Source organism: Nocardia sp. NBC_00403, from assembly GCF_036046055.1.
GTDB lineage: Bacteria > Actinomycetota > Actinomycetes > Mycobacteriales > Mycobacteriaceae > Nocardia.
Map to the genome: position 1 here is coordinate 7,978,134 of NZ_CP107939.1, position 11,891 is coordinate 7,990,024.

Here is an 11,891-nt window from a genome sequence, read left to right on the forward strand (position 1 = left end):
CATTCGGCCAATTTGCACCGATTGTCCGATATGTCGTAACCGGCTAGCTCACGGTGTGCGAGTTCACCCACTATTCGCGTACGGCTTACTGGTGTCGAGTTGCTGGACGCGCCACAGACGTACAACATCGGATGCCATGCCGTCGAATTCCTTGAACCCCGCGGGTGATGTTCCGGACACCGGAATACCAGCCGGCTCGGCCGCCCATATGACGATGGCCGAGCAGTACGAGTGGCATCGGGCGTTCCTACGCCGCCACGCGGTTTCCCGGCGCAATGTCCTGCGCGGTGCGGCCGCCGCCGCAGCGGTCGCGGCGGTCGGCCCCTCCCCGTTCGGTAAACGGGCCTATGCCGAAGGGGCACAGCTCGCGGTCGGCGGGCGGCACATCGGATACGGGGCAGATGCGGCGAGTCAACTCCGGTTTTCCGGCCAACTGTCCCGTTCGCCCGCGGGCGCGAAGGTCTTTCTGGACCACGGGCCGACGCCTGCGCTCGGCGGGACTGTCGAGGCGGAGGTCCGCAATCTGCTCACCCAGGTGCCCTCGAGCGACGGCGGGGTGCTCGCTGCGGAACAGTTCTATGTGCACGCGCCGGTGGACGGGCTGCCGGGGCGACTGCCGCACTTCTACCGGTGGCGGACCTCGGAGGGGTTCCTCGGCGACATCCAGGCCGCGGCCCCCGCGATGCCCACCGCGCGCGCCGCGATCGTGCCGTTCCGCTTCACCATGATGGGCGACCAGGGCACCGACGAGACTCCGGGACAGCCACTCGGTGTTACTGCGGGCGATTACGACGACAAGTACTACAAGCCGGACAACGACCCGACAGCGCCGCACGCGTCCAATGTGCTGCGCCAAATCGCCGCCGCCGCACCCGATTTCCATATCCTCGCCGGAGACATCGCCTACGCGGATCCCTCGGGCGCCGGCAAACAGAATCAGTTCGTAGCCCACGGCGCACAACTACCGAGCGGGTTCGACAAGTTCAATCCATATGTGTGGGATGTCTACTTCGGCGCCATCGAGCTCAGCGCCGCTCGGACGCCGTGGCTGTTCGCCACCGGCAACCACGACATGGAAGCGACCTACGGAAACCACGGCTACGCCGGACATCTTGCGCGCCTGGATTTCCCCGGCAACGGACCGGCCGGGTGCCCGTCGGCGTACTCGTTCACCTACGGCAATGTCGCCGTGCTCTCGCTCGACGCCAACGACGTTTCCTATGAGATTCGAGCGAACACCGGGTATTCCGGTGGGGCGCAGACGAGCTGGGTCGAACGCACCCTCGCGGGCTACCGCGCGAACCCGGAGATCGACTTCATCGTCTGCTTCTTCCACCACTGTGCCTACTCGACCACCGAAGCGCACGCCAGCGACGGCGGCGTCCGCGACGCCTGGACCGGGCTGTTCGACCGGTATCAGGTGGATCTGGTGCTGCAGGGCCACAACCATGTCTACGAACGGACCGACCCGATTCGCGCAGGCGCGGCGACAAAGGTCGCGGGCGACAACTCCCTTGTCTATCCGGAGACCGACGGCACCGTCTACTACACCGTCGGCGGTGGTGGACGGCCCCGCTACGATTTCCAGCCCGGCTCCCGAGAATCGTTCCGCGGCAACGAATTGCCGGATACCACCGTGCCCAACAGCTACGTGTGGACGCCCGGCGGCGACAAGCAGGACGAATCGGCTCCGTGGTCGCGGGTCCGCTTCCGCAACTACTCGTTCCTGCGCGTCGACGTCCGGCCCGGCGTCTTCGCCAGCGAAATGGAGGTGGTCGCCGTGGACGAATACGGTCGCGAGTTCGACCGGGTCACCTTCCGGCGGCTGGCCAGGCCGTAGCTCGACGCATCACTTCTTCGCTGGCAACGAGCGGGCGTAGTCGACACTGCGTTCCACCCACTCGTGCAGCGCCTCGTCGCTCGCCAGCGCTTCGTCGGCGACCCGCAGCCAGCCGCGCATCGACCGGCCGCCCATCACCATCGTCTCGACGAAGTCGTTGGCGAGCAGTTCGTCGGATCGCTCGGGATCAACCCTGGCCAGCAGGCCGCCCTGCCGGCTCGCCGCCACTGCCATATTGCCGCCGATCAGGAATGCCAGACCGCCGAACATCTTCTTTTCGGTCAGATCGGGTCCGGGTTCGATGAGCTCCCGGATCCGATCGGCCAGTTCCACGTCGTATGCCATGGGCCACATTGTCGCCCCGGGCACCGACATGTTCGCTGCATCGCTTCCGGCGCGGCGACCCCGCTCGCCTGCGGTTATGCGCCGATAGCTGCGGCGAACATCGGCCAGGACTCGTGCAGGTCGTCCTGCCAGTAGGCCCAGGCGTGCGTGCCGCGGCGCAAATTCACGATAGCGGGGATGCCGAGTGCGGCGAGGCGGTCGACGAAGGGGCGGGTGCAGCCGCCGATGATGGTTTCCATGACCCCACCGACGAGCGTGCGGTCCAGCAGCCGCGCCGGATTGCCGTCGATGCCGGAGTCACCGAGGTTCTCGTGCGCGCCGGGTGCGCCGTCGCCGGACGAAACGTAGAGGGCGACGCCGCGCAGGCGCTCGGTCTGCACCATCGGGTCGTGCTCGGCCCACGCCGGGTTGTCGGGTGCGCCCCACATGTTGTCGGCATCCGCGCCGAACGGTGCGAGCGAGGCGTGGACATAGGCATTCGCCGCCGGGTCACTGGTGCGCGGACAGCCGCTGTAGGCGCCGACGGCCTGATAGAAGCCGGGTGCGCCGATCGCGAGGTTCAGTGCGGACGTCGCGGACATCGACAGTCCCGCAACGGCATTGCGCCCGGTCATCCCGAAGCGCGACTCGAGCAGCGGGGGCAGCTCCCTGGTCAGGAAGGTGGTCCACTGATTGCGGCCGAGCGCGGGATCGTCGCGCAGCCAGTCGGTGTAGTAGCTGGCCCGCCCGCTCATCGGGAGGATCACGTTGACGTTCTTGTCCGCGAAGAAGTCCGCGACATCGGTGCGGCGCGTCCACGGGCCGCCCTCTTCGCCACCGTCCACGGCATTGAGCAAATACAGAGCAGGCGCGCCAGGACCCGGATGCGACATCCACAGCGTGATCGGACGATCCATCGCCGCCGAGTGGACCACCACCTCGAGTTGCCGTCCACCGAGCGGGCGCACATCGAGGATGCTGGAGTTGTCCGGGTCGGCAGCAGCCACCGTAGCTGGGGCTATCGCAGCCGAAAGAGCAAGGAGGGAAACCAGGCATCGCAGCAGCCGGTACATGTCTTGGATTCTTGCGCATCGGAACACTGGAGGCTCGGACATTCGGCGCGCGTGTTCTCCTGTCGAATGCACCCGCATGTCGGCGCTGCAGGCGGGGACTGGTTCCGCGTGCAGCATCCACTCAGCAATCAGCCAGCGCGGCTTGCGCGGCAGATCGGGGGCGACGTGCGACAGGTAGGTATACAGCCACTTCCGGCGACGAGGAACGGGAAGTCGGTGTTCATCATCTCGTCGAAGCAGAATCGGGTGCTGTCACGGTCCGCTGCTGATGGCGCCGGCAGGTTCGCCGACACGCTCGAGGTGCCGGGCGCAGGATCGGACCGATCATGGTGCTTGCCCTCCCGCTCCACTCCCGGCCGACACTCTGGATGGACCATGGACGGGGTCCGAAACCGCCACACACCATCAGGTGAACCCCGATATCGGGAAGACAGCGGACTCCTGGTGCACGCCATAGTGATCGATGATGTAGTCGGTCAGCGTTCCGAGGTCGCGATGTGTGACGACAACACCTTTCGGCGTTCCAGTGGTGCCAGAGGTGTAGATCAGACAGGCGGGATGACACGGCCGGAGCGCACGCGCCCGATCAGCATTGCCCACTGGGGAGTTCGCCCGCCTTGCGGCCCGCCCGACCGCGCGGGGATCGTCGAGCGACAGCCAATCGATGCGGTGCCGACCGCTGTGGTCTGCTCCGTCATAACGTGCCACGGCGGCTTCACACTGTGCCGCATCATCAGCACGGCGCCGTGGTGCATCGCCCGAGCCATATCGGGCCGCGTCACCGGCAGCGAAGTCAACGCCGTCGCGATGTGTGAACTCACCGGAACAGGGCAGGCTCGGCCTTACCGCGTCGATCGTGAGTCCTTGGCGTGCCCCGGAATCCGCGATCACCGCGGCGATGCGGCAGGCAGGCTCGGTCGGGTCGACCGGCACGAAGCAGGCACCTGTCTTGGCCACGGCCCACAGTGCCAGCACGGATTCCGGGGAGCGCGGCACCGCGACCACGACGAACTCCCCGGGCCCCGCACCCTCTGCCATCAGTTCCCGCGCCCAGCGCGAGGATGCCTCGTCCAACTCCCGGCAGGTCATGCTGCGCTCGCCAGCACGTCCGGCGACCGCGCCGGAAACGGTCCCCGCCCGCAGCAACTCCGATACCAACCCGGTGTGCGCGAGGTCGGCGCGCACGCCGCTTCGCCGCGCCTCCGGCACGGTGTCATCGCCGACTCCCGTCACAACGCCTCCCCGCTATTTCGGAAAGTATGCTGCTGAAGAATGTCCGGGCAAACCTACGGCATCCGCCAGGGAGGCGCTGGTATTCCACGCCGTCCGGATGTCGCGCTGGATGGGGCTACGCCGGAACCGTCGGACGGGGCCGGATGCGGGTTATGGAACCACCTCCGCGAGTACGTCATCGAGATCGCCGGCGGTGACGCCGAAGGTGTTCCGGATCGCCGAATCGTCGACGGTGAACTTTCGGTGCGACATGTGGTAGGTCTCGAACAACTCGCTCCAGAACGGGTCGGTATTGCCGAGCAGCGTCAACTCCCGATCCGTCATCACCGACAGGTGCGGCGCAGGCGCGCCTGCCGCAGCGGCGAACCGCTCGGCGACCTGACGCACAGTGGATGTGATGGTCGGCGCCAGCCAGGCCCTGCCCCACGACCGATCGTCACGGGCCACCGCGACCAGCGCGGCCGCGGCGTCGCCGATCGCGGTGTAGGCATGTGGTAGGTCGAGTTCCTGAGGCACCAGTGCAAGCTGTCCGGCAAGGACTTTCGGCTGCACCACGATCGAGAACAGCGACACCGCGCCCGCGCCGAGGAACTGCCCGGCCCGCACCTCGGTCGCGCGCAGCCTGCCCGCATCGTGTGCGGCCTTCGCTTCCCGCCACATCTGCGCGCGCACCCGACCCTTGGGCCCGGTCGCCGCGAGCGGTGCGTCGTCGGTGACGACGCTGTCCGACGGGCCGTAGCCGTACATGTTGCCGAGCATCACATAGTTCGCTCCGGACTGCTCCGCGGCCGACTGGATGGACCCGAACAAGGGCGGCACCGCCTGCGGCCACGTGTGATACGCGGGCATGGCCAGGTTGAACACGGTGTCGGCGCCCTTCGCCAGTGCGGCGAGGGCGGCTGTGTCACCCGCGTCGAGCGCGATCCGTTCGATATTCGGATGCTCCGGGCCCGTCCCGCTGCGGCTGACCACCCGTACCAGGTCACCGGACTCGGCCAGCCGAACCGCGGTTGCCGATGCGGTGCCGCCACGGCCGACAATGACATGAGTTGACATGCGAGTTCCCTTCTTGGACAAGTTGATTCACGCGATCGCCGGAGGTGCGGACGCCGGTTGCCGAACGCGTGGGATCAACTGTGCCCGCAGCGCGGGAGGTAGGCTAGTGGCCCAATAGCCAGCTATCCCAAGGATCAGGCCATGAAGACTGTGGCAGTTGTCGCCGTAGCGCCGGTGAAAGCCTTCGACCTCGCTATGCCCGAAACACTGCTCGGTGCGGTGACCGCGGACGGCGAACCCGGGTACCGGATAGTGGTGTGCACCGCCGAGCCCGGCGTGGTGCGGGCCACCCTCGGTGGTTTCGATGTCGTGGTGACGCGCGGCTTGGATGCCATCGAGGAGGCGGACACGGTCATCGTGCCGAGCACAGGTAGTCGCGGCACGGCCGACGAAGCTACTGTGGCGGCGTTGCGGCGCGCTGCGGAACAGGGTAAACGCGTCACTTCCATCTGCAGCGGCGCCTTCGTGCTCGCCCAGGCGGGCCTGCTCGCGGGCCGCACCGCAACCACCCATTGGGGACTCGCCGACGAGCTGGCCACGATGTTCCCCGACGTGACCGTCCGCAGCGACGCCCTGTTCATCGAGGATGGACCGCTCACCACCGCAGCGGGCGCTGCCGCCGGAATCGACCTGTGCCTACACCTGATTCGCTGCGACTACGGCGCGACCATCGCCAACGCGGCCGCCCGCGCCGCCGTCGTGACACCGGTTCGCCCCGGTGGCCAGGCCCAATTCGTCGACGCCCCACTGCCGCCCGAGAACGGCCTTTCCCTGGCCGCCACCCGCAGCTGGGCCATGGAACGCCTCGACACTCCCCTGTCCCTCGACGAACTGGCCGGCCACGCCCGCACCAGCGTGCGCACCCTCACCCGCCGCTTCCACGAGGAGACCGGACTCAGCCCACAGAAATGGCTGCTGCACCAACGCATCCAGCGGGCCCGGGAACTGCTCGAATCCACCACACTGCCGATGGATCAGGTGGCGCGGCACAGCGGCATCGGCTCCGCGGAATCGCTGCGTCAGCACATGATCCGCCACGTCGGTGTCCCGCCGACCGCCTACCGGGCCTCGTTCACCAGGACCCCGCGCCGGTCCGCATGAAGATGGCCGGCCCTCGTCCGGAGAATTCCGAGGACCGACGATCGCACGGAAGACCACCGGGCAGGACGTTGTCATCCATTCCCGAGGTCGTGCCCGCGCTGACTCGCAGAGTTCCGATAGGCGGATTCCGGACAGTCCGACCTTCTGGTTGGACGGGAGTCGGGGCGCGCTGATACCGCCGTCGGTAGGCAATCGCGCCGAGGTGACGACAGCGACCGAACCGCGGTTTCAGCGCGCGCGGACGCGGACCAATTCGTGTGCGGCAGTGCGATAGCGGTTGGCGATGAGGCGGACGACAGCCGGATGGACGCCGATCGGCTCGGCGACGCCGTCGGCTCCCGCGTCGTGCAGCCGCTGCTGGAACAGACCGTGCGCCAGCAGGTAGGAGGCAATGAAGACTCGTTGAGCACCCGAGTCACGCAGTGCAGCAACCACTTCCGGAACGCGCGGTGCTCCGGTCGCGACGTAGCCGATACGGACCGGTGCGCCGAGGTGCTCGGCGAGCATCGCCGCGGCACGCCGGACATCCTGGCGCGCCCTGGCATCGGAGGATCCCGCGGCGGCAAAGGCCACCGCATCACCGGGACGCCAACCTGCTGCGCGCAGGCGCATGGCCATGATCCGGGCCAGCGCCGGGTCCGGGCCCATGGCCGGAGTGACTGCGACGGCGGGGTGGCCGCTCTCCGATACTTCCCGCGGCACATCTTGATACACGTGGTACCCGGAGGCCAGGAAGGCCGGAACCACTACGGCCGCAACGGCTTCGCCTGCGGCATCGGTCAGGTCACGCAGGACCTCCGACGGCGAAGGGCCGAGCACGTCGACGAATGCGGTACGCACCCGGGGCCGCTCGGAATCCGAAGCGGGAGAACCGGCGTCGCGCCCCGAAACCGCGGCGCCGAGTTCCCGCGTCACCGCCTCGGCCAGCGCGGCGATCATCTGCACGCCCTTGGTGCTCCTGGTGCCGTGCGCCACCAGAACCAGGGCCGGAGCCGTCACCAGCTCCCCGCGATCTGTGCGTATCGCGGCGCCCGCGCCGGTGTTGCGATCCCGGACGGCTCCGGGCGCGGATAGTTGTCGGTGCAGTCAACGGCGTCCAGCGCCAGCCGATAGCCCCGTTTGACCACGGTCTGGATCGCTTTCGGCGTGCCGAGCCCGGCACGCAGCCTGGCGATCGCGGTTTCCACGGCATGCGTGTCGTCACCGCCGCCGGGCAACGCCGCGAGCAGGTCCTCGCGGGACACGACCCGACCGGGCTGCCGAGCAAGCGACCGCATCAACGCCATCGGCGCGGGCGCCAGCTGCCGTACCGATCCGTCGACGACGACACAGGCGCCGCGCACACTGATCGTGTGCCCCGCCGCGTAGATTCGATTCGCGCGCCGCGGCAGCTCCTCGGCGACATGCCTGGCCAGCGCACCCAGCCGGGCCCGGCCCGGCATCGTGGTCGGCACGCCGAGTTCCTCGAGCGGCGCCGCCGTGATCGGCCCGACACAGGCAGGCAGCACCCGACCGCGAAACGCGTGCAGCACCCCCTCGATCAGCCCGGTTTCCTTGGCGCGCATCAATAGCGACGCCACGGCCGGCGCACTGGTGAAGGTCACGCAGTCCAGGCTTCCGGTAACGATGGCCTCGATCAGGTTGTCCATCGGACCCTGATCCTCCGGCGGGATCCAGCGATACACCGGGACCGGAACGACATCCGCTCCCGCACATCGCAATACCTCACAGAAGTCGGGAACCGGCTCCCATTCGGTGGTGGCGCCGTGCAATTGGACCGCGATCCGCACGCCTTCGACGCCCTCGGCGAGCAGATGGTCGAGCACCTCGGCGGAGGACTCCGAGGCAGGCGACCATTCCTCGCGCAGTTCCGCGGCACGGATGGCCCCCTTGGCCTTCGGTCCGCGCGCGAGCATCCGGACCGAAGCCAATGTGGTGCGCAGATCTTCGGCGATCCCCCAGCCCTCGGCCGCCTCCATCCAGCCGCGGAATCCGATTCCGGTGGTGGCCACCGCGATCTGTGGCGGATCCTCGACGAGCAAGCGGGTCACCCGCTCCAATTCGGTGTCGTCGGCGAGTGGAATGATCCGAATGGCCGGGGCAGAGACGACACCGGCGCCTCGTCGAACCAGCAGCGTGGCGAACTCGTCTGCTCGCCTGGCCGCCGTGATGCCGACCGTGAATCCGGCCAGGCAGGCGCCCGCATCGATTGTTGTCATGCCGATCCACCGTCCGCGGAGGAGTCGAGCTCGGTGGCAACCGGCTCGTTGGAAATCGAAACGATGCCGTCGTAGACCCGCACCGCGTACACCGGCAGCGCTGCCGAATCGTCGTCGAGGCAATGCCCGTCGAGCAACGAGAACGCCTGCTTGAGCAGCGGTGAGGCCACAACGGGGATACCGCCGCGATCACCGACGATCCCGCGCGACATCACAGCCGCTCGACCGATCGGATCGATATTGCCGACGGCATAAAGCGTGCCGTCCGACAGCAGGAACAGGGCGGCCTGCCGGCCACCTTTCAGCAACACCGCAACGCCGCGGCCGGGAATCAGGTAGTCGAGCCGGCAGGCCTGCGTCCAGCCGGTGATGGCTGCTGAGGTAATGCCGGGGGTATCGATCACGGTCATCGGTGTCATCCTCCAAACGCCTTACCCATTGGTACCGGCGTCCTGTTTCTAGGGGGTTACGCGGTTATTGCCCACTCGAGGCAACCGGGATTTCCGGCATCCCGAGCAATACCGGCACCTTGCGTTCCCCGCTGTCGTCGAACGAAATGGTCGGATCCGACTCTTCGGGGGCGTTGACGAAGGAGACGAAGCGCGACAGCTTCTCTTCGTCGTCGAGCACCGCGGCCCATTCGTCGCGGTAGCCGGCGATATGCTGCGCCATCGCGGCCTCGAGATCGTCGGCGATGCCCAGGCTGTCCTCGCAGACGACCTGCACGAGGTAGTCCATACCGCCCTCGAGGGCCTCTTGCCACGGCGCGGTGCGCTGCAGGCGGTCGGCGGTGCGAATGTAGAACATCAGGTACCGGTCGATGTACTTGATCAGTGTCTCGTCGTCGAGCTCACCGGCGAGCAGCACCGCGTGCTTGGGCGTGAGACCACCGTTGCCGCCGACGTAGAGGTTCCAGCCCTTTTCGGTGGCGATGACACCGACGTCCTTGCCACGAGCCTCCGCGCATTCACGAGCGCAACCGGACACCGCCAGCTTCAGCTTGTGTGGCGAACGCAGGCCGCGGTACCGCTTCTCCAGCAGCACGGCCATGCCGACCGAGTCCTGCTGACCGTAGCGGCACCAGGTGGAGCCGACACAGCTCTTCACGGTGCGCAGCGACTTGCCGTAGGCGTGGCCGGACTCCATGCCGACATCCACCAGACGCTTCCAGATCAGCGGCAGCTGTTCGACCCGCGCGCCGAACAGGTCGATGCGCTGACCGCCGGTGACCTTGACATAGAGACCGAACTCCTTGGCCACCTCGCCGATGGTGATCAACTGGTCGGCGGTGACCTCGCCACCGGGCATCCGCGGCACCACCGAGTAGGTGCCGTTCTTCTGCAGATTGGCGAGGAAGTGGTCGTTGGTGTCCTGCAATGCCGCTTGCTCGCCGTCGAGGATGTGCTCGCTCGAGGTGGAGGCCAGGATGGAGGCGACCGTCGGCTTGCAGATATCGCAGCCGGTGCCCTTGCCGTGCTTGGCGATCAGGGCGGAGAAGGTGCGGATGCCGGTGACCTGGACGATCTGGAACAGCTCGGCACGAGACTGGCCGAAGTGCTCGCACAGCGCCTTGGACATCTCGACGCCGGACTGCTCCAGCAGCTTCTTGAGCATGGGAACGCAACCGCCGCAGGAAGTTCCAGCGGAGGTGCAGCTCTTGATCGCGGGCACATCGCAGGCGCCGTCGGCGATTGCACCACAGATCGCGCCCTTGGAAACGTTATTGCAGGAGCAGATCTGGGCGTCATCGGGCAATGCGTCCGCGCCGAGTTCGGCACCGGCCGGGGAAATCAGCGCGGCGGGCTCGGCAGGCAGCGGGCGACCGACCAGCGGGCGCAGTGCCGCGTAGGCGGTGGCATCACCGACCAGGATGCCGCCGAGCAGGATTTTGGCATCGTCGGAGACAACGAGTTTCGCGTAGGTGCCCTTGGCGGCGTCGTGCAGAACCACCGACAGCGCGCCCTCGGTGATGCCGTGCGCATCACCGAAGCTGGCCACATCGACACCGAGCAGCTTGAGCTTGGTCGACATATCCGCGCCGGGGAATTCGCCTGCGCCACCGAGCAATCGGTCCGCGACGATCTCCGCGGTGGTGTAGCCGGGGGCGACCAACCCGTAGCAGGTGCCCTCGACAGCAGCGCATTCGCCGATCGCGTAAACGTTCGGGTCCGAGGTCTGCAGGGCGAGGTCGGTGATGATGCCGCCGCGCGGGCCGACCTCCAGACCGGCGTCACGGGCGATCTGATCGCGCGGGCGGACACCGGCGGAGAACACCACCAGCGCGGCGTCGATCACCGTCTCGTCGGAGAGGGTGACCTTCAATCGGCCGGCCGGCGTGCTGTCGGTATCGGCCTCGATCGAGGAGGTGCCGACGCCGGTGTGCACTTCCAGGCCGAGGTCGGATACCAGGCGCTCCAGGATGGCGCCACCACCCTCGTCGATCTGGGCGGGCATCAGCCTGGCGTTGTACTCCACCACGTGCGGAGTCATCCCGAGCAACCGCAGCGCGTTGGCCGCCTCGAGGCCGAGCAGACCGCCGCCGACGACCACACCGACCGCGCCGGGGCCGGCCGCGGTCGCGGTCGCCCGGATGCCGTCCAGGTCGTCGAGGGTGCGGTAGACGAAGCACTCCGGCAGGTCGTGGCCCGGCACCGGCGGCACGAACGGATACGACCCGGTGGCGAGCACCAGCGCGTCGTAAGCGATGGTGTCGCCCGCGGAGGTGGTGACCTTGCGGGCCGCCCGGTCGATGGCGTCGGCACGCTGACCGAGTCGCAGCTCGACCAGGTCGTCGCCCGCGTACTCGTTACCGGGCAATGCGAGCGCGGTCGCGTCCCACACGCCGACGTAGGAGGACAGACCGACGCGGTCGTAGGCGGGCAGCCGCTCCTCGCTGAGGATGACGACCTGCCATTGGCCTGCTTCGTCCCTGGACCGCAGTGCCTCCACGAAGCGGTGCCCGACCATGCCGTGGCCGACGACCACGGCGATCTTGCGCTGAGCGGGTTCGACTGTCGAGTTCATGACTGTCCTCCGTTGGTATTT

Annotated in this window: 10 protein-coding genes; 2 read left to right on the forward strand and 8 right to left on the reverse strand. The window is 67.7% G+C overall.

Annotated features, from left to right (window positions below):
- Positions 1-136 precede the first annotated feature (136 nt).
- Positions 137-1,840 (forward strand): metallophosphoesterase family protein, encoded by a 1,704-nt coding sequence (locus OHQ90_RS35845; protein ID WP_328405244.1) that lies wholly within the window; start codon positions 137-139, stop codon positions 1,838-1,840.
- A 9-nt stretch (positions 1,841-1,849) separates the two neighbouring features.
- Here OHQ90_RS35845 and OHQ90_RS35850 read toward each other — a convergent pair whose 3' ends face one another.
- From OHQ90_RS35850 to OHQ90_RS35865, 4 genes are all read right to left on the reverse strand, one after another.
- Positions 1,850-2,185: a TfoX/Sxy family protein gene (locus OHQ90_RS35850; RefSeq protein ID WP_328405246.1), complete on the reverse strand. Its 336-nt coding sequence runs from the start codon at positions 2,183-2,185 to the stop codon at positions 1,850-1,852.
- A 74-nt stretch (positions 2,186-2,259) separates the two neighbouring features.
- Positions 2,260-3,237, reverse strand: coding sequence for an alpha/beta hydrolase (locus OHQ90_RS35855; protein ID WP_328405248.1), 978 nt, complete (start codon positions 3,235-3,237; stop codon positions 2,260-2,262).
- A 405-nt stretch (positions 3,238-3,642) separates the two neighbouring features.
- Complete coding sequence (locus OHQ90_RS35860) at positions 3,643-4,470, reverse strand: AMP-binding protein (RefSeq protein ID WP_328405250.1); 828 nt, start codon at positions 4,468-4,470, stop codon at positions 3,643-3,645.
- A 150-nt stretch (positions 4,471-4,620) separates the two neighbouring features.
- Positions 4,621-5,526 carry a saccharopine dehydrogenase NADP-binding domain-containing protein gene (locus OHQ90_RS35865; RefSeq protein ID WP_328405252.1) on the reverse strand — a complete coding sequence of 302 codons (906 nt, stop codon included), beginning with the start codon at positions 5,524-5,526 and terminating at the stop codon, positions 4,621-4,623.
- A 141-nt stretch (positions 5,527-5,667) separates the two neighbouring features.
- On the opposite strand from OHQ90_RS35865, the gene OHQ90_RS35870 reads away from it, so the two are divergent.
- Positions 5,668-6,627: a GlxA family transcriptional regulator gene (locus OHQ90_RS35870; protein WP_328405254.1), complete on the forward strand. Its 960-nt coding sequence runs from the start codon at positions 5,668-5,670 to the stop codon at positions 6,625-6,627.
- A 228-nt stretch (positions 6,628-6,855) separates the two neighbouring features.
- Here OHQ90_RS35870 and OHQ90_RS35875 read toward each other — a convergent pair whose 3' ends face one another.
- From OHQ90_RS35875 to nirB, 4 genes are all read right to left on the reverse strand, one after another.
- A complete protein-coding gene (locus tag OHQ90_RS35875) occupies positions 6,856-7,626 on the reverse strand; it encodes a sirohydrochlorin chelatase (RefSeq protein WP_328405256.1) in 771 nt (256 codons plus the stop codon).
- A complete protein-coding gene (locus OHQ90_RS35880) occupies positions 7,623-8,846 on the reverse strand; it encodes a uroporphyrinogen-III synthase (protein WP_328405258.1) in 1,224 nt (407 codons plus the stop codon). Before OHQ90_RS35880 ends, OHQ90_RS35875 begins: the two co-directional genes overlap by 4 nt.
- Positions 8,843-9,256: a nitrite reductase small subunit NirD gene (gene nirD / locus OHQ90_RS35885; protein ID WP_328405260.1), complete on the reverse strand. Its 414-nt coding sequence runs from the start codon at positions 9,254-9,256 to the stop codon at positions 8,843-8,845. Before nirD ends, OHQ90_RS35880 begins: the two co-directional genes overlap by 4 nt.
- A 64-nt stretch (positions 9,257-9,320) precedes the next feature.
- Positions 9,321-11,870, reverse strand: coding sequence for a nitrite reductase large subunit NirB (nirB, locus tag OHQ90_RS35890; RefSeq protein WP_328405262.1), 2,550 nt, complete (start codon positions 11,868-11,870; stop codon positions 9,321-9,323).
- Positions 11,871-11,891 lie beyond the last annotated feature (21 nt).

Bases quoted from the DNA above. Each gene is read 5' to 3' on its own strand.
- OHQ90_RS35845 (WP_328405244.1), top strand. From the start codon at position 137: ATGCCGTCGAATTCCTTGAACCCCGCGGGTGATGTTCCGGACACCGGA.
- OHQ90_RS35850 (WP_328405246.1), bottom strand. From the start codon at position 2,185: ATGGCATACGACGTGGAACTGGCCGATCGGATCCGGGAGCTCATCGAA.
- nirD (WP_328405260.1), bottom strand. From the start codon at position 9,256: ATGACCGTGATCGATACCCCCGGCATTACCTCAGCAGCCATCACCGGC.
- nirB (WP_328405262.1), bottom strand. From the start codon at position 11,870: ATGAACTCGACAGTCGAACCCGCTCAGCGCAAGATCGCCGTGGTCGTC.
- OHQ90_RS35870 (WP_328405254.1), top strand. From the start codon at position 5,668: ATGAAGACTGTGGCAGTTGTCGCCGTAGCGCCGGTGAAAGCCTTCGAC.
- OHQ90_RS35855 (WP_328405248.1), bottom strand. From the start codon at position 3,237: ATGTACCGGCTGCTGCGATGCCTGGTTTCCCTCCTTGCTCTTTCGGCT.
- OHQ90_RS35865 (WP_328405252.1), bottom strand. From the start codon at position 5,526: ATGTCAACTCATGTCATTGTCGGCCGTGGCGGCACCGCATCGGCAACC.
- OHQ90_RS35880 (WP_328405258.1), bottom strand. From the start codon at position 8,846: ATGACAACAATCGATGCGGGCGCCTGCCTGGCCGGATTCACGGTCGGC.